The following is a 21,935-nucleotide window of genomic DNA, read 5'->3' as shown; positions in this document are numbered from 1 at the left end:
CTAGCAAGGGTACTTACCTTTTATTAGTAATCATGCTTATTATTTTATGGCCAGTATTGCTGGTTCTTGATCAACAACCGGCCTTCTTGGAAAGAGAGAGCGAAGATGACAGAGAACCAATGGCCCGAGGACCGCGCTTACACGACACCTCCGGCCGGTACAGGAATTTCGGGAGAGCGGCCCGCTGCCAGCTTCCCCTCCGCTGCAGCCGCCTCGGGAGAGGGCACCTCCCGCAAGGATGCCGCGAAGGAGGAGGCCTCCCAGGTGGCCGGCCAGGCGAAGTCCGCGGCGCAGGATGTGGCATCCACGGCCAAGGAGGAAGCGGCGAACGTCGCCGCCGAAGCCAAGGCCAGCGCCCAGGACCTGCTGGAGCAGGCCCGGACCGGGCTGAGCAGCCAGGCCGGAGCGCAGCAGCAGAAGGCCGCCGAAGGGATCCGGAACATCTCCAGCGAGCTGCACCGCATGGCCGCCGCCCCGGACCAGCCGGGCGTCGCCTCGGACCTGGTCCGCGAAGCCGCGCAGCGTACCTCCTCGCTGGCAACCTGGCTTGAAAACCGGGACCCGGGATCACTCCTGACCGAGGTGCAGTCCTTCGCCCGGAACCGCCCCGGGACCTTCCTCCTGCTCGCAGCCGGAGCCGGCGTCCTGGCAGGACGCCTCACCCGCGGCCTCGCCGCCGGAGCCCCCGAAACCCAGGCCACGGGAAGGGCGGGCCTCGCAGGCCAGTACTCAGGCACGGCTTACGGCGATGCCTACGGCGAGTCCTATGTTCCTGCGGGCGGCAGCGTACCGCCTCCCCCGGTCCAGCTTCCCGGCCCGGCCACCACCACGGCAGGGTTCGACGGCGGTGCACCCGGAAGCAGCTACCCGGACTACGCGCGCCCCGCCAGCCCGCTTGACAGCCCGCAACTGGTCGAGGAGCCATGGTCCGGCAACCGCATGGCCGATGATCCGCTGGCCGGTCGGGACCTTGCCGACAATCCCATGGCCGGTGATCCGCTGACCCGCGACCGTTCCTCGGACGGCGAGTCTGGCAGGTTGTGATGAGCAGCCAGTATTCGGAGTTTCCTGCCGGGACGGAGCAGGGCAGTGCGGCGCACCAGAAAGCTGAGAGCTCCTCGCTCGGTGACCTGCTCGGTGAAGTGACCCGTGACCTGTCCACCCTGATGCGCCAGGAAGTGGAACTGGCCAAGGCCGAAGCCAAACAGTCCGCGACCCGCGCCGGGAAAGGCGGCGGCATGCTCGCCGGCGCCGGCGTGGCCGGACACTTCGTCCTGCTCTTCCTCTCCCTGGCCCTGATGTTCGCCCTCGGCGCGATCATGCCACTGGGCTGGGCAGCCGTGATCCTCGCCGTGATCTGGGGCATCACCGCCGCGGTCCTGGCCTCGATCGGCCGCAAGGAACTCAAACAGATCAAAGGCCTGCCCCAAACAGGCGAAACACTCTCCGAAATCCCCCCAACCCTCAAACCAGGCGAGGTAAACCGATGACCAACGAGAACCCGGACGCCATCCGCTCCGACATAGAAGCCACCCGCGCCCGGCTGGGCACCAACGTCGACGCCGTCGCGGACAAAGTCAGCCCGTCCAACATCGTCCACCGCCAAACCGACAAGGCCAAAGAGGCCCTCACCGGCGTGAAGGAGAAAATCATGGGCACAGCAGACCACGCCACCACCCGCGTCCAGGACACCATGCACACCGGCGCCGGACACACCACCGGCACCCTCCACGACGCCAAGGACACCGTCACCACCCGGCTCTCCGACGCCGGCACCGCGGTCTCCCACGCACCGGACCAGGTCAAAGCCAAAACCCAGGGCAACCCCCTGGCCGCAGGCCTGATCGCCTTCGGCGCCGGAATGCTCGTCTCCTCCCTGATCCCGCCCACGGACAAGGAACGCCAGGCCGCGGACCAGCTCAAAACCGCCGCCGAACCCCTCACCACCCAGGTCACCGACGCCGCCAAAAACATGGCCGAAGACCTCAAAGCACCAGCACAAGAAGCCATGGACCACGTCAAAACCGCCGCGACCGACGCCGCCCAAAACGTCAAAGCCGAAGGCCAAACCGCCGCCACCGACGTCAAGGACCGCGCCACCAACGCCAAAGACCACATCCAACACACCTAAACCTGGCGGCCCAACGCCCTGCCGGGAAAGCCGCAAGGGCAAACGCACCACCGGACAGGCCGGCCCCGCCCGCTGCGGGGCCGGCCTGTCCGGTGTCACCCCCTGATCGAGAGGAAACCCGATGGCCACTCACGACTCATCCGAAACCAGCACGGCAAAGGCGGGGCAGGCCCCCGCGCCGGACGACACCCGCAAACCGGACAGCCCAACCGACGTCGAAAAGCCGTCCTGGAAGTACATCGCCAAGAAGACGCTCCGCGAATTCTCCAAGGACCAGTGCCCCGACTTGGCGGCGTCCCTTACGTACTACGGGATCCTGTCGCTCTTCCCGGCGATGCTGGCCCTCGTTTCGCTGGTAGGGCTCTTCGGTGATCCGGAAAAGACCACCAACGCCTTGATCGAGATCGTTCGCGGCTTTGCTCCCGCCGAAACCGTGAACACAGTGGGCGGAACCGTAAAAGAGCTGGCCAGTGCGCCCGCGGCAGGGTTCACCCTGGTCATCGGTCTTGCCACTGCCCTGTGGTCCGCGTCCGGCTACGTCGGCGCGTTTGGCCGGGCCATGAACCGAATCTACGAAGTGGACGAGGGGCGCGGGTTCGTCAAGCTGCGTGGCACCATGCTGGCCGTGACGCTCCTGGCCATCGTCATCGTGGCGCTGCTGGGCGGCATGCTGGTCCTCAGCGGCCCCGTCGCAGAGGCAGTGGGCGGCCTGATCGGGCTCAGCGGTGCCTTCCTCACGGTCTGGAACATCGCCAAGTGGCCGGTCATGGTGGCGCTCATCATCGTGATCATCGCTGTCCTCTACTACGCCACTCCCAACGTCAAGCAGCCCCGCTTCAAGTGGATGAGCCTTGGCTCCGGAATCGCCCTGGTGGTTTTCCTGCTGGCGTCCCTCGGCTTTGGCTTCTATGTGGGCAACTTCGGAAATTACAACAAGACGTATGGGGCACTCGGTGGCGTGATCGTCATGCTGCTGTGGCTGTGGATCCTGAACATGGCCCTGCTGTTCGGCGCGGAGTTCGACGCCGAGATGGAGCGCGGCCGCCAGCTCCAGGCAGGCATCAAGGCGGAGGAAACGATTCAGCTTCCCCCGCGTGGCACCAAGAAGAGCGAAAAGCTGCAGGCGCAGGAGGAAGAGGACATCAGGCGCGGCCGCGAGCTCCGGGAGAAGTACGCGTCCGAGCCGAAGAAGGACTAGGCAGAACGCCTCCTGAAGGAGGAAAATTGTCCTGTAGGTCCCTTTGATTTCCCGGGTTTACTGAGGCTGGCGGTCGGCAGTCCGGGGCGTTAGCGGGGTCGGCGGTGAGATGGCCTCTACTGAGACCGAGGCCAGTCCCCCCAGTCGCCGTCGGCCCCCTCGTTTGCCGGCGGCGGGCCCATTTGGAGCATGCAGGGACAGGCACACAAGGATGTAAGGGGCAGGCAACTTTACATCGTGCGCCGTCTGGAATACTTTCATGATTACTCTGCTGGTTCCGGTCCGGAGCCGGCAGGCCGCTGAAGCAGATCCGGCGGCTCCACGGTCGACCCCGAAAACGAGCGGACATGCCTGCGACACATTTTGAAGATTTTCTTGCCGAAGCAGTCGTCCCTGACAGGGAGCCGGGCCTCGGCCTCGGACGCGATGAGCTTTACGGCCTGTACACCAGCTGGTGCCTGATCCAGAAAGCCCAGCTGCAGCCGCCCGAGTCACTCTGGGCAGCCATGCAGGCCCACGGAATCGACCCCGACAGCAACAACCTCTCCATGACCGGCCCGGCTGCCGCCGATTACATCGTGGCCAGCGCACCGGACCTGGTTTAGTCCCCGCTCCGGGCCTGTTGCAGCGCCCCATTGCTGGCTAGCATTGGGGGCATGGCTGGCGGAAGGGCCTGCCGGCCACCAGCCGAAGGGAGCAATGCCATGGGTTTGGATGACAAGATCGAGAACACCGCCGAGAAGTTGGGCGGCAAGGCAAAAGAAGCCGCCGGTCGGGCCACGGATGACGAGAGTCTCCGCACCGAAGGCCAGACAGACCAGGCCAAGGCGGACCTCAAGCAGGCCGGCGAAAAGGTAAAGGACGCCTTTAAGCAGGACTAGCCAAACTCACGGAAACGGGCCGCTGCACGCAGCGGCCCGTTTTTTGTGCCCGCGGCCCCCGGGCCTGCTCCTGCGCCGCAGGGCCTATGTAATCCGGGCCAGGGCGAACCCATCCCAACCCTTGGCGCCCACGGTCTGGATCACGGTGGCGTCCAGCCGAGGGTGCGAGCCGAGGAACCTGAGTGCTTCCACGATCCCGGGAGCGTTCACCGGGTCCATGCCCGGGTCAAGCACTGCGCCTTCCCACACGGCGTTGTCCAGCACCACAGCCGCACCCTTCCGGCCGAGCTTCACCGCCCAGTCGAGGTACTTGCTGTCGTTTTCCTTGTCCGCGTCGATGAAGATGAAATCGAAGGGCCCACGCCCTTCCTCCTCAAGTGCCGCCAGGGTGTCCAGGGCGGGGCCCAGCCTGATCTCCACCTTCTCGCCCAGGCCGGCGGCATCGATGTTGGCCCACGCCACCTCGGCGTGCTTGGGCAGGAATTCGCAGGTGACCACGGTTCCGTCGGCGGGAAGTCCCTGCGCCATCCAGATGGTGCTGTATCCGGCCAGTGTGCCAATCTCCAGGACGCGCCGGGCACCCGTGAGCTGCACCAGCAGCTTGAGCATCTTTCCGGCGTTGGGCGCCACTTCGATGCGCGGAAGGCCGGCCTCCTCCGCGGCCGCCGCCACGCGCTGCAGCGCCGCGCCGGGGTGAACCACGACGTCGGACAGGAACCTTTCCGCGTCGATCCACCCGGGCAGGGGCTTGTGCTCGAACATGGCCACAGTCTGGCACGCTGCCAGTCGGCGGTCCAGAGGAGAACGGTGCCTACGGGGCTTCGCCGATGGCCTCTTCCAGGCGCTCGACCTTGGCCGTCAGTTCCCCGGCGTAGCCCGGCCGGATGTCCGCCTTGATAACCAGCGAAACACGGCTGCCGAACTGGCCCACCGCTTCGGTGGCGCGCTTGACGACGTCGAACACCTCATCCCACTCGCCCTCTATTTCGGTGAACATGGAACTGGTGCGGTTGGGCAGCCCCGACTCCCTGACGATCCTCACGGCGGCGGCAACGGCGTCGTGCACCGACGCATCATCCGGCCGGGCGCCACCCGCCGGGACGCCGGAAGGGGCAACAGAAAACGCAAGCAACATGGGCCCAGTGTGCCACGGCCACCCATCCCGGCGGGCCCGTGGGCGTGTCACATTACCTCCTACCCTCCAGTAAGGATGTCGGGCCCAGGCTGCGTTGCTAGGCTCTTGGCATGAGTGTCGCAGTCGCCCGCAAACCCCTCCGCGCCGATGCCGCGCGGAACGTGGACAAGATCATCACGGCGGCGCGGCAGTGTTTCCGGGATTTTGGCCCCGAAGTGCCCCTGCAAACCATTGCCATCACCGCAGGAGTCGGCCCCGCCACCCTGTTCCGGAATTTTGCGGACAAAGAAGAGCTGGTACTGGCCACCCTTAACCGGCAACTGCGGCTCACCGTGGATCCGGTGATGGATGGCGCCCTGGCCGATATCGACGCTGCCGCCGGCCTGTTCAGGGTCATGGAAGCGATCATGGCTGCGGCCAGCACCGATGCAAACCTGCTCGGAGCCGTGGCAGGCCGCCGCGGACTGCTGACCGGCATTACCGGATCGCTGGTCGAATCCATCAGCGTCCTGCTGGTGCGCGGCCAGGGTCAGGGCAGCCTGAGGGCGGACATCGCCATGACGGACATGTTCCGGCTGCTGGCAATGCTCATCAGCGTGGTGGACACCATGGAGCCAGGCTCTGACGCGTGGCGGCGGCCGCTTGCGCTCGTGGAAGATGCCATCCGCGCCCAGCGTCCGGCGCGGCCGCTCCCGCCGCAGGTGCCGGTACCAGCCGCTGTGCCTCCAGCCGGGGTGGCCGAAGCCGCCGCGTCCCCTGCGGCCGACGCCTCGCAGGCGGGCTGAGCCCACCGGGCACAGAGCCGCCGGGGCCATTGTGGGCGCCCAGCGGGTGCCATACACTCGAAGAGGGTTACGCAGCCAGCCCCTGGAAGTCTCAGGATGGAGCCCCAATGAAGCCAAACTTGCCCGTCCGGCGTTCACCGGCAGCACGGAAATGAACCGCTCCACGCTGCTTTTCCGTTGCCTCAGCGATCCCCGCGGCCCCGAGGAAATCCTGCCCGCCATGTCCTCGGAGGACTTGGCCAGGCTGCTGGATGCGTTGTTCCAGAACCTGGACACCCCGGAACCGGAGTTTGGGGCGCAGACCTGGTACGAGATGGCCGTGGAGGAAACCCGCCTCCGGACCGAAGCCCGGGATTGGATCGCTCCGGCTAGTGCTGGCGGCGCTCGTTAGGGATGTGGTCCTTAGCTTCCATGAGGTGCTGCTGCAGCTTCTCCTCCGCGTCACGCCGGCGCCGGGCCGTATCCCGCAGTTCACGGGTACCCTCCGACCCCCGGGTATCCCGGTAGCCCTGCCGGGGCTTTCCCGCCGGGTTTCCGCGTTCGTAGTCCCCGCCGCTTCCGTGCTCCTGCTCACTCATTCCAATTCCTCCATGCCCTCGGGCCGCCCTGCCGGCTTCCGCTTGGCCATTTCGCGGCGCACCATGGCCTTGAGTACCGGTACCGGGGACTCCGGGCCGAACTCCATTGCCTTTCGCAGCCCCGCCGCAAACAGCTCAAGGTCCTGATCAGGGACGTCGGCGAGACCGGCAAAGCGCCTGAAGAAGCGTTTGGCCGGAAGTCCTGCCCTCCGTCGGCCATTGGGGTGGACGGGCCGGCCTGCCCTGTCTCCGGCTGCCTGCAGTTGATGATCCATGGATACCGTTCAGAAGAAGTTCCCAAGGCCAACTGCATAGCCAATCTCATCCTACAACCGCCGGGCGGCAGTGGGAGTGATTCAGCTCACGCGTCGACGGCACCGGGCAACCGCCGGCGTCCCTAGTTCCAGCCCAACAGGCGCAGGAGGGCCGCGGTTCCGGCTCCGGCGATCACCACCACCAGGAACGGGGCCCGGAACGCGAGGGCGACGGCGGCTGCCGCCAGGGCGCCAAGGCGGGCGTCGGCTGCGAGCTGCTGCCCGGACGCCACGGCGTTCACGACGGTGAGGGAAGCCAGCAGGCCGATGGTCATGGTGCCGGCAATGCGGGACGTCCGGGGATTCTCCAGGAGCCTGGCCGGCACCAGATACCCCACCAGCTTCCAGGCGTAGGCGAGCGCACAGGCAACGAGCAGCCAGATCCACAGGCTCATGCGTCCCCTCCGGAGAGGTGCCCGGCCTGGGGGCTGCCGGCGATGGGTGCGGTCCCGGAGTGGCGGCCGTGGTCCGAATACGGTTCAACGTCCGGCTCGAGCCCTTCGTCACTGCGGCCGTGGCTGAACCAGCCGGCCACCGCCGCCACCAGGGCGGCCACCAGGATGGGCACGCCGGCCGGGACGAACGGCACGGCAAGAACGGTGGCCACGGCGCACGCCGCCGCGATGGCGACGGGTTCGCGGCCCTTGAGCCGCGGCCACAGCAGGGCAAGGAAAGCTGCGACAGCGGCCCCGTCCAGCCCCCACTGCTTGGGGTCCCCCAGCCCGCTCCCGGCAAGCGCGCCAACAGCGGTGAAGAGGTTCCACAGCACGTAAATGCCGATGCCCGCCGTCCAGAATCCACGCCGCTGTTCCAGGGGATCCGCCTGGCCGGTGGCGGTTGCGGTGGACTCGTCGATGGTGAGCTGCGCACCAACGTACCTGCGCCAGCCGGATGGCCGGAACAGTGCGTTGAGCTGCATGCCGTAGATCCCGTTGCGCATGCCCAGGAGCGTAGCGGCGCTCATCGCGGCGATGCCCGAACCGCCGCCGGCCACCACGCCGATAAACGCGAACTGCGAGCCACCGCTGAACAGCAGGACGCTCAGCGCCATTGTCTGCCAGAAGTCGAGCCCCGAGGTGACGGACAGCGCCCCGAAGGACACCCCGTACAGCCCGGTGGCGATGCTGATCGAGATGCCCACGCGGACGGCCTGGGACGCCAGCAACTTTTTCACGGGCGGCCTCCGCCGAGCCGCGCGCCGCCCGGCTTGCGCAGGCTCCAGGCCCAGGCAACCAGCGGCGCCTGCAGGGGAAGGCGCAGGGTGTGGATCCCCCGCTGCAGCGGCGTTCCCCGGGGACCATAGGCCCGAAGCAGTGCATCGATGTGCCCCGCCATGAACGCGGTGAACATCACGGTAAGCGCGGTGGCCGTCGACTTCCGTGTCGACGGGAGGAGGATTCCGACGGCGGCGGCGAACTCGAGCAGGCCGCTCACCGCAATCCATTCATCCCTGGTGAGCACCGCGAGAGGCCGGCCGTCGCTGTGGTGCGCGCCGTCGTCGTGCGCTGCTGCGGCGGTTTTCCGGGTAGAGGGCGCATCTTCGCGGCACAGGAAGCGCGGGACCACCTGGCGGTAGAAGCGGGGGTTCCGGAAGTGGTGCCAGGCGCTGGCCAGGAGCAATGCACCCATGGCAGCGGCGGAGAGGTTCCCGGCATCCCCCGGAAGGCTACGGGGCGCCCTTCGGGACCGCGGAAACAACATGCCCCAACTCAATCACAGCAACCGCCGCCGCTCGTAACCCGGAGCTGGTCCAGTACCAGCGCGGGGACGTTCGTGGTGATCTCGTGGATGCCCGCCTCCCGGCACAGCGCCACGTCCTCCGGCTTATCCACGGTCCACACCCGGAACCGCCGCCCGGCGTCGTGCCAGCGCCGGATGGTTTCCGGATGCTCGCGCACGTAGTCGATGCCGGGTCCGGCCAGTCCGGCGGTGCCGGCATCCAGGATCCGTTCGGCCTCCAGCTGGGTGGCCTTCATCAGGTTGGCAACCGCGCTGCCGGTGATGGGGCCCAGTCCCAGGCCGCCCCGGATCTCGTGGATGTCGATGTCGTCCACCAGCTGGCAGACGTAGGGCGCGGGTACGGTTTCCAGCAGGTGGCGGACCGATTCGGGGCTGAAGCTCATGAACGTCACATCCACGTTGTCCAGCGTGGAGTTTTCCGGGTCAAACCCCTCGGCGCGGAGCACCTCCAGGACCCGGTCCTCCAGCTTCAGCTGATAAGGGCTGGGGTGCTTCAGTTCGATGGCCAGCCGCACCGGCCGTCCGGCCTCGCGAAGGAGGTCCAGCAGGTCCGGCAGGGTCAGGAACTGCTCGGACCGCGCCCCGAAGGCTTCCGGGATCCGGGCGCCCTTCCAGGAGGAGAAGTCCAGGTGGTGCAGTTCCTGGAGCGTCCGCTCGGCGACAGGGCCGGTGCCGTCCGAGGTCCGGTCCAGGTTGGCGTCATGCAGCAGGACAACGTGCTGGTCCCGGGTGAGGTGGACGTCGCACTCCACGCCGTCCGCGCCGTCCGCCAGCGCCTGCAGGTAGGCGGCCCGCGTGTGTTCGGCGAACGCCGCACTCGAGCCGCGGTGGGCAAAGACCAGCGGCCGGTGTGGGCCTGGGCCGTCAACTGTCATGGTGCCACGCTAGCGGACCGGGCCGGGCGTGCGGGACTAGGCTGGGCACATGCAGGTGAACTCTGAGCCAACTACCCGCCCGGACCCGGCCGGCCCCGCACCGAAGGCGACCCCGCGCACCCGCGGTGGCGCCGCCGTACGCCACCAGCTCACGGAAGCGGACGCCGAAAAGGCGGCAGCGCTGCGGAAAATGAAGGCTCTGGCCCTGGCGCTGCTGATCGCCATGGCCGTGGTCTTCGTGGTGGCGTTTGCGCTGCAGAAGGAGTATCCGTGGCTGCAGTACGTGCGGGCCGCGGCGGAGGGCGGCATGGTCGGTGCGCTGGCGGACTGGTTCGCGGTCACAGCACTGTTCAAGTACCCCCTGGGCATCAAAATTCCGCACACCGCCATCATTCCGCGCCGCAAGGACCAGATCGGCGCCTCGCTCGGCGAGTTCGTGGAAACCAACTTCCTCTCGGAGCAGGTGGTGCAGGAGAAGCTCGCCAGCGTCAACATTGCCCGCCGTGCCGGGGAATGGCTGGCCACCCCGGCCGGGGCTGACCGGGTGGCCAAGGAAGGCGCCGCCGTCATCCGCGGCGCCTTCAAGGTCCTGAATGACGACGACGTCCAGGCGGTGATCGAGGGCATGGTGCGCAAGCATCTGCTGGCTCCGCCGTGGGGACCGCCCGTGGGACGGCTTGCCGAGCGTATCTTCCATGACGGGCACCATCACGCCCTGGTTGACCTGCTGGTGGACCGCGCCGCGGACTGGGTGGACGACAACCACGTAACCGTCTCCCGGCTGGTCTCGGACCGCTCCCCCACCTGGGTTCCGCAGTTCGTGGACGGACTGGTGGGCGACAAGGTGTACGTGGAGATCCTGAAGTTCGTCAAGGCGGTGCAGGCCGACCCCAACCACCAGGTGCGCATGCAGATCGACAAGTACCTCAACGACCTGGCCCGGGACCTGCAGCACGATCCGGCCATGATTGCCCGGGCAGAAGGCATCAAGGCACAGGTGCTGGGCGACCCTGAGGTGCGGGAGCTGGCATCGCGCACCTGGGACACCGTGAAGAACGCCCTTCTGGGGGCCGTGGACGATCCCGACAGCGACCTGACCATCAAGTTCAAGGCGGCGGTGCGGGACTTCGGGTCGCGGCTGGTGAACGATCCGGAGCTGGCCGGCAAGGTCAACGCCTGGATCGGCGACGCTGCGGGGTACCTGGTACGGACCTACCGCTCCGACATCGCCGGCGTCATCACGGACACCGTGGCCCGCTGGGATGCCGAAGAGACCTCCCGGAAGATCGAGTTGCAGGTGGGCAGGGACCTGCAGTACATCCGGATCAACGGCACCGTCGTGGGCTCGCTGGCGGGGCTGGCGATCTTCTCCGTGGCGCACCTGATCTTCGGCTGACCCGGCTTCTTAAAGCAACGCGGCGTAGAGGTCAGGCGAAGGACTCCAGCTCCACGCCGGCGGCTTCCAGGCCGGCCCGGACGCGTTCCGCCATCTCCACGGCACCGGGGGTGTCCCCGTGGATGCACAGTGAGTCAGGCCGCACCTGGACCAGCGTGCCATCGACGGCCACTACCTCGCCCTTGGTCGCAAGGCGCACGGCCCGCTCGACGATCGCATCGACGTCGTGCAGTACCGCCCCTTCCCGGGAGCGCGGCACCAGGCTGCCGTCCGGGAGGTAGCCGCGGTCCACGAAAGCCTCCGCGAACACGGGGTGCCCGGCGTCCCTGGCCTGGTTGAGAAGTTCGGACCCCGGCAGGCCAAGGATGGGCAGGCCGGGATCGTAGGCGTTGACGGCGGCCACCACTGCCGAGGCCTGGTCGGGATCGGCAACGATCCGGTTGTACAGCGCACCGTGCGGCTTCACATAGTCCACGGAGGCGCCCACGGCGTGCGCCACCCCGTCCAGCGCGCCCAGCTGGTAGAGCACGTCGCCGAACAGCTCATCGAAACTCATGTCCAGGGAGCGGCGGCCGAGCCCCGCAAGGTCACGGTAGCCAACGTGCGCGCCCACGGTGACATCGAGTTCGTAGGCGGCACGGCAGCTGTCCAGCATGGTGACAGGATCACCGGCATGGAAGCCGCAGGCCACGTTCGCGCTTGTGACGAGGCGGAACATGGAGGCGTCGTCCCCCATGTTCCAGGAGCCGAATGATTCGCCGAGGTCAGCGTTGAGATCCAAAGGTGTCGCCTTCCAGCGCGGGGTTGTCCGGAGCTGCGGCGGCGGCCGTGAGCTCCCCGGGAATGGTGTCCGGCATGGGACCAAACGCCTCTTTGGCATTGGCCACCACCGCACGGCCCATCACGAGGTTACCCGCTCCGCCCACCACCGCACCGATGCCGAAGGGCAGGGCGCGGCCGAACATCGCTGTGCCCTGCCGCTTGAGCAGGTTCTTCAGGAAAGCCTTCTGGATGCGGTTCCGCACAGCTCCCCATCCGGAACCCGGCATCGCCTTGGAGAGGACATTTCCCCAGGCCTTGGTTGCACCCACGCCGTTGCTGGCGGCCTGCCCGCTGAGGGTGCCGAGCAGGGTGGTGCCTTCCTCGCCGAGCATGATCGCCATGACCATGGTGCTGGCTTTCTCCGGATTGGTCATCCGAATGCCGTGCAGTTCGGCCAGCGAGGTGGCATACAGCGCCGTGGCCTCCAGGAACCCCACGGTTGCGGCCGCGGAAAGCCCCAGGGACGCTACGGTTCCCACCCCGGGGACGACGGCGGTGGCACCTACCACGGCACCCCCGCCTGTCACGGCACGCAGGTAGTCGCGCTCCAGGAAGTCAGCCAGCTGCGCCGCAGTGGCGCGGGGGTGCTTTCGCTGGAGCCTCTTGATGTACGCCACGACCAGCGGGCGCTGGATCTCCACCGCGCGGAGGAGCAGGTTATGGACGCCGGGTTTGGGCTTGCCGTCTGCGTCGAACACCGCGTTGTGCGCGGTTTCCTGGGCGATTCGGAATGCTGGATTGCTGCGCTTGGCCATGGTCACCTTCGTTCGCGTCCGGCGGCAGCAGCAGCTGCCGCGTTTTCCCCCATCCTACGGGCAATACTAAGCATGCTTAAGGTTTGCTGTCGCGGACCGCCGGCCTGCTGCGGCGCGCGCAGGCACCGCAGCAGTTGCAGTCATCGCAGGATGACCGTGCGGTTTCCCGAGAGCAGGATGCGTCCTTCGGCGTGCCAGCGGACCGCGTTGGTCAGCGCCTTGCACTCGGCATCCTTGCCGACAGTGACCAGGTCCGCCGGTCCGTAGGCGTGGTCCACTTCGATGACCTGCTGCGAGATGATGGGCCCCTCGTCCAGTTCTGAGTTGACGTAGTGGGCGGTGGCACCGACGGTCTTGACCCCGCGCTCGTAGGCCTGGTGGTAGGGCCTGGCGCCCTTGAAGCTCGGCAGGAAGGAGTGGTGGATGTTGATGGCCTTCCCGCTAAGCCGCTCCGTGGCAGCGTCGCTGAGGACCTGCATGTAGCGGGCCAGGACCACCAGCTCCGCCCCGTAGCTGTCCACGAGCGCCAAAAGCTGCGCTTCGGCGTCGGGCTTGGTCTCCGGGGTGACCGGAATGTGGTGGAACGGGACGCCGTGCCAGTCCACCAGGCCGGACAGGTCCGGATGATTGGACACGACAGCCACGATCTCCACGGGAAGTTCGCCGTTTTGTGCCCGGAACAGCAGGTCGCGGAGGCAATGGTCATACTTGGACACCATCACCAGGATGGGCTGCCTGCGGCCATGCCGCTCCAGCTGCCACTCCATCCGCCACTCGGCGGCCACTGGCGCAAAATCTTCGCGGAGCCGGTCCACTTCCCCGCCGTCCGGAGCGCTGAAGTGCACCCGCATGAAGAACTGGCCGCCGGCATGGTCCCCGAATTGCTTGATGTCCAGGATGTAGCACTCCTGCGTGAGCAGGAACCCGGCCACGGCCTGGACGATGCCAAGCGAGTCGGGGCACTGGAACGTGAGGACGAAACCGTCTGCGCCAGGGCGCGGGGGCTCGTTGCGCCGGCCTGCCGCGCGGGCGGACGGGGAGGGAGGAACGGTCACGTGGAACTCCATCGTTCGAGCAACGCCGGGGCGCCGCAGGGATTCGGTTCCTCCCCGCTCTGTATAGACCTGAGAGTTTCCGCAAGACCATGAAGATCCGCTTGCACCGTCGGTGAGCCGGAGTCCGGCTGCTTTTCAGAGTTGCCTCGCCGCGGCGGTACGGGGTGCCTGAGAGTTTCCTGGGGAGGACTTGCTCCTACGGCGCCTGCTGGATGTACCGGGGCAGGTCTCTCCCGCCGCAGGTCAAAGGCTTTGTCGGTTGTCGTGGGGATAAAGCCAGGCTGCCTTGACGGCCGCCCCGGTCCATGCCGCACGATCCGGAACCAGTGTGTTGCCGGCCGGCCGGGAATGTCAAACGTCCCGCTGACTGCTGCAGCAGGAGCGTCCAGGACCACCGCCTTCCCGCCGGATGGAGGGGCGCGGATTTGCCTCGGGACGCATTGTCGTGTACCTTGTGAGCCGAATCACCCACATTTTAATATGCCTTTCGAGCTGCGGCGGGAGAGTTCTCCCGGACCGACATCCGGGCAGGCGCCGTAGGAGCAAATCCTCCCCAGGAATCTCTCAGGCCCATGTACCGTCGCGGCGAGGCAACTCTGGAAAGCAGCCAGGCGTAGCGCCAGGCTCACCGACGGTGCAAGCGGATCTTCATGGTCTTGCGGAATCTCTCAGGTCCAATACAGAGCGGGGAGGAGCCCACCGTATACCGTGCCACCCCCATGGCAGGCCAGACCTGGAGTTCCTCATGACGATTCAGTCCCTTCAATCAACGTTCGTTGACCGGCATATCGGCGCGCGCCGCCAGGCCGACATCGACACCATGCTCAAGACCGTTGGCTACGACTCCGTGGACGGCCTTGTTGACGTGGCGGTTCCTGCGTCCATCCGCCAGGAGACTGCCCTTCGCCTGCAGGACGCCCTCAGCGAGGTTGAGGTGCTGGCCGAACTGCGCCGGTTGGCCGCCAAGAACAAGACTGCCGTGCAGATGATCGGCCAGGGTTACTACGACACCATCACGCCGGCCGTGATCCGCCGCAACATCCTGGAAGCGCCGGCCTGGTACACCGCGTACACGCCGTACCAGCCGGAAATCTCACAGGGCCGCCTCGAGGCCCTGCTGAACTTCCAGACCATGGTCCAGGACCTGGTTGGCCTGCCCATCGCCAACGCTTCCCTGCTGGATGAAGCCACCGCCGTGGCCGAAGCCGTGCTGCTGATGCGCAGGGCCAACAAGAACAAGGATGCCAAGGACGGCAAGACGGTCCTTGACGCTGACGTCCTGCCCCAGACCATCGCCATCGTCAAGGGCCGCGCCGAGGCCCTCGGCTTCGAGGTGGAAGTCGCCGACCTCTCCGCCGGCCTGCCCGAAGGCCCCATTAACGGCATCGTTCTGCAGCAGCCCGGTGTTTCCGGACGGGTGTGGGACCAGGCAGGCGTCATCGCCGAGGCAAAATCCCGGGGCGCCCTGGTCACCGTCGCGGCCGACCTGCTGGCACTGACCCTGATCACCCCTCCGGGTGAGCAGGGTGCCGACATCGCCGTCGGTTCCACCCAGCGCTTTGGCGTCCCGCTGTTCTTCGGCGGCCCCCACGCCGCCTACATGGCCGTCCAGAAAGGCCTGGAACGCTCCCTCCCGGGCCGCCTGGTGGGCGTGTCCAAGGACGACGCCGGCGCCCCCGCCTACCGTCTGGCGCTCCAGACCCGCGAGCAGCACATCCGCCGTGAGAAGGCCACCTCCAACATCTGCACCGCGCAGGCGCTGCTGGCCATCGTTTCCTCCTTCTACGCCGTCTACCACGGCCCGGACGGGTTGAAGGCCATCGCCGAGAACGTCCACAACAACGCCCGCCTCCTGGCCGCCACGCTGGAAGCCGCAGGCCGCGAGCTCGTGTCCGGCTCCTTCTTCGACACCCTGACCGTCCGCGTCCCGGGCAATGCCGGCAAGGTCATCACCGCCGCGGAAGCGCGCGGCATCAACCTCCGCTTCGTCGACGAGGACACCGTGGGTGTCTCCGTGGATGAAACCACGACGGCGGCAACCCTCTCCGCCGTCGCCGTCGCCTTTGGCGCCGGCCCCGTAGGCGACGCGTCCGGGTTCGAGCTGCCCTCCGCCGTCGTCCGCACCTCGGGTTACCTGACGCACCCTGTGTTCAACACCCACCGCTCGGAGACGCAGCTGCTCCGCTACATCCGCAGGCTCTCGGACCGTGACCTGGCACTGGACCGCACCATGATCCCGCTGGGTTCGTGCACCATGAAGCTCAACGCCACCGCCGAGATGGAAGCCATCTCCTGGCCGGAATTCGCTTCGATCCACCCGTTCGCACCGGAGTCCCAGACCGCCGGCTGGCGTGAACTGATCGAGGGCCTGGAAGCCGACCTCGCCGAAGTCACCGGCTACGACCAGGTGTCCATCCAGCCGAACGCCGGATCCCAGGGCGAGCTCGCCGGCCTGCTGGCCATCCGCGGCTACCACCTGTCCCGCGGCGACGAACAGCGCACGGTCTGCCTCATCCCCGCTTCCGCGCACGGCACCAACGCCGCCTCCGCGGTCCTGGCAGGCATGAAGGTCGTCGTGGTTGCCACCGCATCTGACGGCACCATCGACCACGCAGACCTGACCGCGAAGATCGAGGCCAACAAGGACGTCCTGTCCTGCATCATGATCACCTACCCGTCCACCCATGGCGTGTACGACGGCGACGTCCGCGACGTCTGCGACGCCGTCCACGCTGCCGGCGGCCAGGTGTACGTCGACGGCGCCAACCTGAACGCCCTGGTGGGCCTGGCGCAGCCGGGCAAGTTCGGCGGCGACGTCTCGCACCTGAACCTGCACAAGACCTTCTGCATCCCCCACGGCGGCGGCGGACCCGGCGTCGGGCCGGTCGCAGCCAAGGCACACCTGGCCCCCTTCATGCCCGGTGACGCCAACAGCGCTTCTTCCGAAAACGCAGCGGAAGGCCACGGCGTGGCGATCTCCGCGTCCCGCTATGGCTCTGCCGGCGTCCTGCCCATCTCCTGGGCCTACGTCAAGCTCATGGGCGGCGCCGGCCTGACCGAGGCCACGAAGTCCGCACTGCTGGCCGCGAACTACGTCGCAGCCCGCCTGAACGGCTTCTTCCCCGTCCTGTACACCGGCGAAGGCGGACTCGTTGCGCACGAGTGCATCCTGGACCTGCGTGAACTGACGGCCCGCACCGGCGTCACCGCCGAGGACGTGGCCAAGCGCCTCATCGACTACGGCTTCCACGCTCCCACCCTTGCCTTCCCGGTGGCCGGAACCCTGATGGTGGAGCCCACCGAGTCCGAGGACCTGGGCGAAATCGACCGCTTCATCAACGCGATGATCAGCATCCACGCCGAGATCGAGCAGGTTGCCAACGGCGACTTCACCCTGGCCGGCTCCCCGCTTCGGAACGCACCCCACACCGCTGCCGCCGTGGTCAACACCGGCTGGGACCGCAGCTACCCCCGCGAGCAGGCCGCGTTCCCGCTTCCGTCCCTGAAGCAGGACAAGTACTTCCCGCCTGTGGGACGCATCGACGGTGCAGCCGGCGACCGCAACCTCATCTGCTCCTGCCCGCCCCTCGAGGAGTTCGAGGACACCGCGGCAGGCTCCAACAACTAAAGGACCAGTTCCAATGACCGAGAAATTCACTGCGCTCTACGACGAGCACAAGAAGGCCGGCGCCTCGTTCACCGACTTCGGCGGCTGGCAGATGCCCCTCAAGTACGAATCCGAGCTGGCCGAACACCGGGCCGTGCGCAACGCCGCCGGCCTGTTCGACCTCTCCCACATGGGCGAAGTCTGGGTCACCGGGCCGGACGCCGCGGCATTCCTGGACTACGCCCTGGCCGGCAAGCTCTCCGCCGTCGCCGTGGGCAAGGCCAAATACTCGCTGATCTGCCAGGAAGACGGCGGCATCATTGATGACCTGATCTCCTACCGCCGCGCCGAGGACAGGTACCTGGTGGTTCCCAACGCCGGCAACGCCGCCGTTGTGGCCGCGGCCCTGGCGGAGCGCGCCGCCAACTTCGATGTCACGGTGGAGGACGTCTCCGCCGAAACGTCGCTCATCGCGGTGCAGGGCCCCAGCGCCGAAGCCATCCTGCTGACCCTGGTCCCCGCTGACCAGCACAGCCTGGTGACGGAGCTGAAGTACTACGCAGCGGTGGAGGTAGGCATGGCCGTCAACGGCACTGTCCGGGACCTGCTCCTGGCCCGCACCGGCTACACCGGCGAAGACGGCTTCGAGATTTACGTGCCCAACGCCCAGGCCTCCGCCCTCTGGGACGCACTCCTCGAGACGGGCAAGGACCAGGGGCTTATTCCGGCTGGCCTCGCGAGCCGCGACTCGCTCCGCCTCGAAGCCGGCATGCCGCTCTATGGCAACGAACTCTCCCGCGAAGGCAACCCCTACGCTGCAGGGCTGGGCCCGGTCGTGTCCCTGGCCAAGGAGTCCGACTTCGTGGGCAAGGCAGCCCTGGCCGAACTGAAGGCAGCCGGCGCAGGTTCCACCACCGGGCGCAGGCTCGTGGGCCTCAAGGGCCTGGGCCGCCGGGCAGGCCGTGCGCACTACCCCGTGATGAAGGACGGGAACGTCGTGGGCGAGGTGACCTCCGGCCAGCCCTCCCCCACCCTCGGCTACCCGGTCGCCATGGCCTATGTCGACGTCGAACACTCCGAGGTGGGCACCGCCCTGGACATCGATCTCCGCGGCAAGGCCGAACCCTTCGAGGTTGTAGCCCTCCCGTTCTACAAGCGCCGGAAGTAAAGGAGTGGCCGACATCCTCCGCGTGCTCGGACGCGACGCTCCCTTAGGCGCCCGCTTCCGGCTGCAGGCCACTCCCCGACGCTCTCTCACTTAATGTGCTGCCTGGCCCGACGCTCTCTCACTTAATGTGCTGTCTGGCCCGACGCTCTCTCACTTTTAAACACGAACTTAAGGAAGTAACACCATGGCTAAAGTTGCCGCTGAACTGAAGTACTCCGCCGAGCACGAGTGGGTTGCCGTTGATGGCGACGGCCCCGCCGGTATCGGCATCTCCGCCGTCGCCGCCGAGGCCTTGGGCGACATCGTGTACGTGGACCTGCCCGAGGTCGGCTCCACCGTGACCGCCGGCGAAACCTGCGGCGAGGTGGAATCCACCAAGTCCGTCTCGGACCTGTACGCCCCCGTCACCGGTGAGATCACCGAGATCAACGAAGCCGTCGTGGCCGATCCCGCCCTCATCAACAGTGACCCCTACGGCGCAGGCTGGCTCTTCAAGGTTGCCGTCTCCGAAGAAGGCCCCCTCATGACCGCTGAGGAATACGCGGCAGCCAACGGCGGCGAGCTGTGAGCGCCCCCGCCACCGCCGCTTTCCAGCAGGTGGACGCTCCGAGCCTGAACGCAGACCTGTCCGCCCTGGACCCGGAGATCGCAGTAAAGATCGACGCCGAGCTGGGCCGCCAGCGCGACGGCCTGGAGATGATCGCCTCGGAGAACCACACCGCCGTGGCAGTGATGCAGGCGCAGGGCTCGGTGCTGACCAACAAGTACGCCGAGGGCTACCCGGGCAAGCGCTACTACGGTGGCTGCGAGCACGTCGACGTCATCGAGCAGCTGGCCATCGACCGCGTGAAGGCCCTGTTCGGCGCGGAATACGCCAACGTCCAGCCGCACTCCGGCGCGCAGGCGAACGCCTCCGTGATGCACGCGCTCATCAAGCCCGGCGACACCATCATGGGCCTGAACCTGGCCCACGGCGGCCACCTGACGCACGGGATGAAGATCAACTTCTCCGGCAAGCTCTACAACGTGGTCCCCTACCAGGTCCGCGAAGACACCCACACCATTGACATGGCCGAGGTGGAGCGCCTGGCACAGGAGCACAAGCCGCAGCTGATCGTGGCCGGCTGGTCCGCCTATGCACGCCAGCTGGACTTCGCCGAGTTCCGCCGGATTGCCGACTCCGTGGGGGCCTACCTGATGGTGGACATGGCGCACTTCGCCGGCCTGGTGGCCGCCGGGCTGCACCCGTCACCGGTGCCGCACGCCCACGTCACCACCTCGACCACGCACAAGACCCTCGCCGGTCCGCGCGGCGGCATCATCCTCTCGAACGACGCCGACATCGCCAAGAAGATCAACTCGGCAGTGTTCCCGGGCCAGCAGGGCGGCCCGCTGGAGCACGTCATCGCCGGCAAGGCCGTGGCGTTCAAGATCGCAGGTTCGCCGGAGTTCAAGGAGCGCCAGGAGCGCGTCCTGGCTGGTGCCCGCATCCTGGCCGACCGCCTCACCCGCGAAGACGTTGCCGCCAAGGGCATCAGCGTGGTCTCGGGCGGCACGGATGTGCACCTGGTCCTGGTTGACCTGCGCAACTGCGAGCTCGACGGCCAGCAGGCCGAGGACCGCCTGGCTGCCATTGACATCACCGTCAACCGCAACGCCGTGCCCTTCGACCCGCGCCCGCCGATGGTCACCTCCGGCCTCCGCATCGGCACCCCGGCCCTGGCCACCCGAGGCTTCGGCGAGGCTGCCTTCGCCGAGGTTGCGGATATCATCGCCGAGGCATTGACGGCCGACGCCGGCGCTGACCTTTCCGGCCTGCGTCACCGCGTAGAGGCACTCGCCGCTGCGCACCCGCTGTACCCGGGGCTTTAACCACGCGCGAGATGGCAGTTCACGGCAATGATTCGGAAGAACATTGGTGTGAACTGCCATCTCGGCACATAACTTTTAGTTAGGAACCTGTCATGGCCGTTGGAGTCTTTGATCTCTTTTCCATTGGGATCGGGCCTTCGAGCTCCCATACTGTGGGGCCGATGCGCGCCGGAGCGGTATTCGCCGGGGAGCTCGCCGCATCCGGGAAGCTCCCCGACGTCGCGGGGCTGCGCGTGGACCTCTACGGATCGCTGGCCGCGACGGGGCACGGACACGGCACCATGACCGCTGTCCTGCTCGGCCTGGAGGGCTACCACCCGGAGAAGATCCTCCCGGACGAGGTGGAGGACCGGCTCGCAGCAATCGCCGAGACCGGAACCCTCCAGCTGGCCGGCGCAGTGGACGGCGCGACGGCGGTTCCGTTGCCTTACGGGGTGGCGGACATGGTGCTCCGTCCGCTGACGGTCCTGCCCCGGCACACCAACGGGATGACGTTCACGGTCACGGACGCTGCCGGCGAGGTGCTGCACACGGCAACATTCTTCTCCGTGGGCGGCGGCTTCATTGTCCGCGAGGGCGAAGAGGATGCGGCCCTCAAGGAACTCGACGAGTCCAAGAAGGAACTGCCCCTGCCGTTCCGCACCGCCGCGGAGTTGCTGGGCCGCTGCCAGTCCAAGGGCCTGTCCATCGGCGAGATCATGTTCGTCAATGAGCGCGCCTCACGGTCCGAAGAGGAGATCCGCAAGGGACTGCTGGAAATCTGGGCCGTCATGGAGGAGTGCGTTGAAGTCAGCCTGAAGCGCGAAGGACTCCTGCCCGGCGGGCTGAAGGTCCGCCGTCGTGCGCCCGACTGGCACGAACGCCTCCTGAAGGAGGACAAGGACCGGGACCCGAAGTACTGGCAGGAATGGGTGAACCTGATCGCGCTGGCCGTCAACGAGGAAAATGCCTCCGGCGGCCGGGTGGTGACCGCACCGACCAACGGCGCGGCCGGCATCATTCCCGCGGTCCTGTACTACGCGCTGCACTACGCGCCCGGCATGGACAAGGCCACGCAGGAAGACCGCGACGACGTCGTGGTCAAGTTCCTGCTGACTGCCGGCGCCATCGGGGTGCTCTACAAGGAACAGGCCTCGATCTCGGGCGCCGAGGTGGGCTGCCAAGGCGAGGTCGGGTCCGCGTCGTCAATGGCCGCCGCAGGCCTGGCCGAAGTCATGGGCGGCACGCCCCAGCAGGTGGAAAACGCCGCGGAAATCGCCATGGAGCACAACCTGGGCCTGACCTGCGATCCGATCGGCGGCCTGGTCCAGGTCCCGTGCATCGAACGCAACGCGATCGCTGCCGCCAAGGCCATCAACGCCGCAAAGATGGCGCTGTGGGGCGACGGCACGCACCGCGTTTCCCTCGACGAGGTCATTGTGACCATGCGCGAAACGGGCAAGGACATGTCCTCCAAATACAAGGAAACGGCCATGGGCGGCCTCGCCGTCAACGTCGTGGAATGCTAAGGAAAGAGTACTGATGACACTGGCACCTGAGGGCCGGAAGATGCTGCGGATTGAGCAGCGTAACGCGGCTGTCCCGGTGGAGCGGAAGCCGGAGTGGATCAAGGCGAAGGTCCAG

General features: G+C 67.1%; 25 protein-coding genes, 1 pseudogene and 2 riboswitches. Of the genes and pseudogenes, 15 read left to right on the top strand and 11 right to left on the bottom strand.

Translation table 11 applies throughout. The features are described from left to right. Positions 1-105: 105 nt before the first annotated feature. The 6 genes from ACIQCN_RS09165 to ACIQCN_RS09140 all read left to right on the top strand — a co-directional run bounded on the left by ACIQCN_RS09165 (position 106) and on the right by ACIQCN_RS09140 (position 4,210). Positions 106-1,044, top strand: coding sequence for a hypothetical protein (locus ACIQCN_RS09165; RefSeq protein WP_400610554.1), 939 nt, complete (start codon positions 106-108; stop codon positions 1,042-1,044). Beyond that, positions 1,044-1,490 (top strand): phage holin family protein, encoded by a 447-nt coding sequence (locus ACIQCN_RS09160; RefSeq protein WP_400606442.1) that lies wholly within the window; start codon positions 1,044-1,046, stop codon positions 1,488-1,490. The genes ACIQCN_RS09165 and ACIQCN_RS09160 overlap by 1 nt, the downstream gene beginning before the upstream one ends. Beyond that, positions 1,487-2,131: a DUF3618 domain-containing protein gene (locus ACIQCN_RS09155; protein ID WP_400610552.1), complete on the top strand. Its 645-nt coding sequence runs from the start codon at positions 1,487-1,489 to the stop codon at positions 2,129-2,131. The genes ACIQCN_RS09160 and ACIQCN_RS09155 overlap by 4 nt, the downstream gene beginning before the upstream one ends. Positions 2,132-2,252: 121 nt before the next feature. Next, positions 2,253-3,329, top strand: coding sequence for a YihY/virulence factor BrkB family protein (locus ACIQCN_RS09150; protein WP_400608442.1), 1,077 nt, complete (start codon positions 2,253-2,255; stop codon positions 3,327-3,329). Between the two features lie 347 nt (positions 3,330-3,676). Beyond that, positions 3,677-3,934 carry a hypothetical protein gene (locus ACIQCN_RS09145; protein WP_400608444.1) on the top strand — a complete coding sequence of 86 codons (258 nt, stop codon included), beginning with the start codon at positions 3,677-3,679 and terminating at the stop codon, positions 3,932-3,934. 99 nt (positions 3,935-4,033) lie between these two features. Then, positions 4,034-4,210, top strand: coding sequence for a CsbD family protein (locus ACIQCN_RS09140; protein ID WP_400608446.1), 177 nt, complete (start codon positions 4,034-4,036; stop codon positions 4,208-4,210). A gap of 84 nt (positions 4,211-4,294) precedes the next feature. Here the strand turns inward: ACIQCN_RS09140 and ACIQCN_RS09135 are convergent, their stop codons facing one another. After that, positions 4,295-4,972: an O-methyltransferase gene (locus ACIQCN_RS09135; protein WP_400610550.1), complete on the bottom strand. Its 678-nt coding sequence runs from the start codon at positions 4,970-4,972 to the stop codon at positions 4,295-4,297. 49 nt (positions 4,973-5,021) lie between these two features. After that, a complete protein-coding gene (locus ACIQCN_RS09130; protein WP_400610548.1) occupies positions 5,022-5,345 on the bottom strand; it encodes an MTH1187 family thiamine-binding protein in 324 nt (107 codons plus the stop codon). Between the two features lie 110 nt (positions 5,346-5,455). On the opposite strand from ACIQCN_RS09130, the gene ACIQCN_RS09125 reads away from it, so the two are divergent. After that, entirely contained in the window at positions 5,456-6,130 is a 675-nt protein-coding gene (locus tag ACIQCN_RS09125) for a TetR/AcrR family transcriptional regulator (RefSeq protein WP_400610546.1), read from the top strand. Between the two features lie 151 nt (positions 6,131-6,281). Beyond that, on the top strand, positions 6,282-6,521 hold the full coding sequence (locus tag ACIQCN_RS09120; RefSeq protein ID WP_400610544.1) for a hypothetical protein: 240 nt from the start codon (positions 6,282-6,284) through the stop codon (positions 6,519-6,521). Here ACIQCN_RS09120 and ACIQCN_RS09115 read toward each other — a convergent pair. The 6 genes from ACIQCN_RS09115 to ACIQCN_RS09090 all read right to left on the bottom strand — a co-directional run bounded on the left by ACIQCN_RS09115 (position 6,499) and on the right by ACIQCN_RS09090 (position 9,637). Then, positions 6,499-6,708: a hypothetical protein gene (locus tag ACIQCN_RS09115; protein WP_400608455.1), complete on the bottom strand. Its 210-nt coding sequence runs from the start codon at positions 6,706-6,708 to the stop codon at positions 6,499-6,501. The genes ACIQCN_RS09120 and ACIQCN_RS09115 overlap by 23 nt on opposite strands. Next, positions 6,705-6,983: a hypothetical protein gene (locus ACIQCN_RS09110; RefSeq protein WP_400610542.1), complete on the bottom strand. Its 279-nt coding sequence runs from the start codon at positions 6,981-6,983 to the stop codon at positions 6,705-6,707. Before ACIQCN_RS09110 ends, ACIQCN_RS09115 begins: the two co-directional genes overlap by 4 nt. A 122-nt stretch (positions 6,984-7,105) precedes the next feature. Then, on the bottom strand, positions 7,106-7,417 hold the full coding sequence (locus ACIQCN_RS09105; protein ID WP_400608459.1) for an AzlD domain-containing protein: 312 nt from the start codon (positions 7,415-7,417) through the stop codon (positions 7,106-7,108). Beyond that, positions 7,414-8,196, bottom strand: coding sequence for an AzlC family ABC transporter permease (locus ACIQCN_RS09100; protein WP_400610540.1), 783 nt, complete (start codon positions 8,194-8,196; stop codon positions 7,414-7,416). The genes ACIQCN_RS09105 and ACIQCN_RS09100 overlap by 4 nt, the downstream gene beginning before the upstream one ends. Further along, complete coding sequence (locus ACIQCN_RS09095; protein WP_400610538.1) at positions 8,193-8,723, bottom strand: hypothetical protein; 531 nt, start codon at positions 8,721-8,723, stop codon at positions 8,193-8,195. The genes ACIQCN_RS09100 and ACIQCN_RS09095 overlap by 4 nt, the downstream gene beginning before the upstream one ends. An 8-nt stretch (positions 8,724-8,731) precedes the next feature. Further along, complete coding sequence (locus ACIQCN_RS09090) at positions 8,732-9,637, bottom strand: glycerophosphodiester phosphodiesterase (protein ID WP_400608464.1); 906 nt, start codon at positions 9,635-9,637, stop codon at positions 8,732-8,734. Between the two features lie 49 nt (positions 9,638-9,686). On the opposite strand from ACIQCN_RS09090, the gene ACIQCN_RS09085 reads away from it, so the two are divergent. Next, positions 9,687-11,033, top strand: a complete 1,347-nt coding sequence (locus tag ACIQCN_RS09085; protein WP_400610536.1) for a DUF445 domain-containing protein — start codon at positions 9,687-9,689, stop codon at positions 11,031-11,033. Positions 11,034-11,064: 31 nt separating this feature from the next. On the opposite strand, the gene ACIQCN_RS09080 is transcribed toward ACIQCN_RS09085, so the two are convergent. From ACIQCN_RS09080 to purU, 3 genes are all read right to left on the bottom strand, one after another. Further along, positions 11,065-11,814: a LamB/YcsF family protein gene (locus ACIQCN_RS09080; protein ID WP_400610534.1), complete on the bottom strand. Its 750-nt coding sequence runs from the start codon at positions 11,812-11,814 to the stop codon at positions 11,065-11,067. Further along, on the bottom strand, positions 11,798-12,610 hold the full coding sequence (locus ACIQCN_RS09075) for a hypothetical protein (RefSeq protein ID WP_400608470.1): 813 nt from the start codon (positions 12,608-12,610) through the stop codon (positions 11,798-11,800). The genes ACIQCN_RS09080 and ACIQCN_RS09075 overlap by 17 nt, the downstream gene beginning before the upstream one ends. A 140-nt stretch (positions 12,611-12,750) precedes the next feature. Continuing rightward, the gene (gene purU, locus ACIQCN_RS09070; protein ID WP_400610532.1) at positions 12,751-13,665 is read right to left on the bottom strand and encodes a formyltetrahydrofolate deformylase; all 915 of its coding nucleotides are present in this window, start codon (positions 13,663-13,665) and stop codon (positions 12,751-12,753) included. Positions 13,666-13,810: 145 nt separating this feature from the next. After that, positions 13,811-13,911, bottom strand: a riboswitch (glycine riboswitch). Between the two features lie 242 nt (positions 13,912-14,153). Next, positions 14,154-14,255, top strand: a riboswitch (glycine riboswitch). 155 nt (positions 14,256-14,410) lie between these two features. Here purU and gcvP point away from each other — a divergent pair. The 6 genes and pseudogenes from gcvP to ACIQCN_RS09040 all read left to right on the top strand — a co-directional run. After that, the gene (gene gcvP, locus ACIQCN_RS09065; protein ID WP_400610530.1) at positions 14,411-17,293 is read left to right on the top strand and encodes an aminomethyl-transferring glycine dehydrogenase; all 2,883 of its coding nucleotides are present in this window, start codon (positions 14,411-14,413) and stop codon (positions 17,291-17,293) included. A gap of 13 nt (positions 17,294-17,306) precedes the next feature. Continuing rightward, the gene (gene gcvT, locus ACIQCN_RS09060; protein ID WP_400610528.1) at positions 17,307-18,440 is read left to right on the top strand and encodes a glycine cleavage system aminomethyltransferase GcvT; all 1,134 of its coding nucleotides are present in this window, start codon (positions 17,307-17,309) and stop codon (positions 18,438-18,440) included. 184 nt (positions 18,441-18,624) lie between these two features. After that, the gene (gcvH, locus tag ACIQCN_RS09055; protein WP_400608478.1) at positions 18,625-19,008 is read left to right on the top strand and encodes a glycine cleavage system protein GcvH; all 384 of its coding nucleotides are present in this window, start codon (positions 18,625-18,627) and stop codon (positions 19,006-19,008) included. Then, complete coding sequence (gene glyA / locus ACIQCN_RS09050; protein ID WP_400610526.1) at positions 19,005-20,312, top strand: serine hydroxymethyltransferase; 1,308 nt, start codon at positions 19,005-19,007, stop codon at positions 20,310-20,312. The genes gcvH and glyA overlap by 4 nt, the downstream gene beginning before the upstream one ends. 92 nt (positions 20,313-20,404) lie before the next feature. After that, positions 20,405-21,820 (top strand): L-serine ammonia-lyase, encoded by a 1,416-nt coding sequence (locus ACIQCN_RS09045; protein WP_400610525.1) that lies wholly within the window; start codon positions 20,405-20,407, stop codon positions 21,818-21,820. A gap of 13 nt (positions 21,821-21,833) precedes the next feature. Continuing rightward, positions 21,834-21,935, top strand: a pseudogene (locus ACIQCN_RS09040) (lipoyl synthase); the annotation flags it as partial.

It is taken from the genome of Pseudarthrobacter sp. NPDC092424 (assembly GCF_044754925.1).
Lineage (GTDB): Bacteria > Actinomycetota > Actinomycetes > Actinomycetales > Micrococcaceae > Arthrobacter.
Note: the sequence above shows the minus strand (reverse complement) of the source record. Positions and strands in the feature narration are given on the sequence as shown.

Bases quoted from the DNA above. Each gene is read 5' to 3' on its own strand.
- gcvT (WP_400610528.1), top strand. From the start codon at position 17,307: ATGACCGAGAAATTCACTGCGCTCTACGACGAGCACAAGAAGGCCGGC.
- ACIQCN_RS09115 (WP_400608455.1), bottom strand. From the start codon at position 6,708: ATGAGTGAGCAGGAGCACGGAAGCGGCGGGGACTACGAACGCGGAAAC.
- ACIQCN_RS09090 (WP_400608464.1), bottom strand. From the start codon at position 9,637: ATGACAGTTGACGGCCCAGGCCCACACCGGCCGCTGGTCTTTGCCCAC.
- ACIQCN_RS09105 (WP_400608459.1), bottom strand. From the start codon at position 7,417: ATGAGCCTGTGGATCTGGCTGCTCGTTGCCTGTGCGCTCGCCTACGCC.
- ACIQCN_RS09085 (WP_400610536.1), top strand. From the start codon at position 9,687: ATGCAGGTGAACTCTGAGCCAACTACCCGCCCGGACCCGGCCGGCCCC.
- ACIQCN_RS09075 (WP_400608470.1), bottom strand. From the start codon at position 12,610: ATGGCCAAGCGCAGCAATCCAGCATTCCGAATCGCCCAGGAAACCGCG.
- ACIQCN_RS09125 (WP_400610546.1), top strand. From the start codon at position 5,456: ATGAGTGTCGCAGTCGCCCGCAAACCCCTCCGCGCCGATGCCGCGCGG.
- ACIQCN_RS09110 (WP_400610542.1), bottom strand. From the start codon at position 6,983: ATGGATCATCAACTGCAGGCAGCCGGAGACAGGGCAGGCCGGCCCGTC.
- ACIQCN_RS09045 (WP_400610525.1), top strand. From the start codon at position 20,405: ATGGCCGTTGGAGTCTTTGATCTCTTTTCCATTGGGATCGGGCCTTCG.
- gcvH (WP_400608478.1), top strand. From the start codon at position 18,625: ATGGCTAAAGTTGCCGCTGAACTGAAGTACTCCGCCGAGCACGAGTGG.
- ACIQCN_RS09135 (WP_400610550.1), bottom strand. From the start codon at position 4,972: ATGTTCGAGCACAAGCCCCTGCCCGGGTGGATCGACGCGGAAAGGTTC.
- ACIQCN_RS09150 (WP_400608442.1), top strand. From the start codon at position 2,253: ATGGCCACTCACGACTCATCCGAAACCAGCACGGCAAAGGCGGGGCAG.
- ACIQCN_RS09130 (WP_400610548.1), bottom strand. From the start codon at position 5,345: ATGTTGCTTGCGTTTTCTGTTGCCCCTTCCGGCGTCCCGGCGGGTGGC.
- ACIQCN_RS09140 (WP_400608446.1), top strand. From the start codon at position 4,034: ATGGGTTTGGATGACAAGATCGAGAACACCGCCGAGAAGTTGGGCGGC.
- ACIQCN_RS09165 (WP_400610554.1), top strand. From the start codon at position 106: ATGACAGAGAACCAATGGCCCGAGGACCGCGCTTACACGACACCTCCG.
- gcvP (WP_400610530.1), top strand. From the start codon at position 14,411: ATGACGATTCAGTCCCTTCAATCAACGTTCGTTGACCGGCATATCGGC.
- ACIQCN_RS09095 (WP_400610538.1), bottom strand. From the start codon at position 8,723: ATGTTGTTTCCGCGGTCCCGAAGGGCGCCCCGTAGCCTTCCGGGGGAT.
- ACIQCN_RS09145 (WP_400608444.1), top strand. From the start codon at position 3,677: ATGCCTGCGACACATTTTGAAGATTTTCTTGCCGAAGCAGTCGTCCCT.
- ACIQCN_RS09120 (WP_400610544.1), top strand. From the start codon at position 6,282: ATGAACCGCTCCACGCTGCTTTTCCGTTGCCTCAGCGATCCCCGCGGC.
- ACIQCN_RS09155 (WP_400610552.1), top strand. From the start codon at position 1,487: ATGACCAACGAGAACCCGGACGCCATCCGCTCCGACATAGAAGCCACC.
- ACIQCN_RS09160 (WP_400606442.1), top strand. From the start codon at position 1,044: ATGAGCAGCCAGTATTCGGAGTTTCCTGCCGGGACGGAGCAGGGCAGT.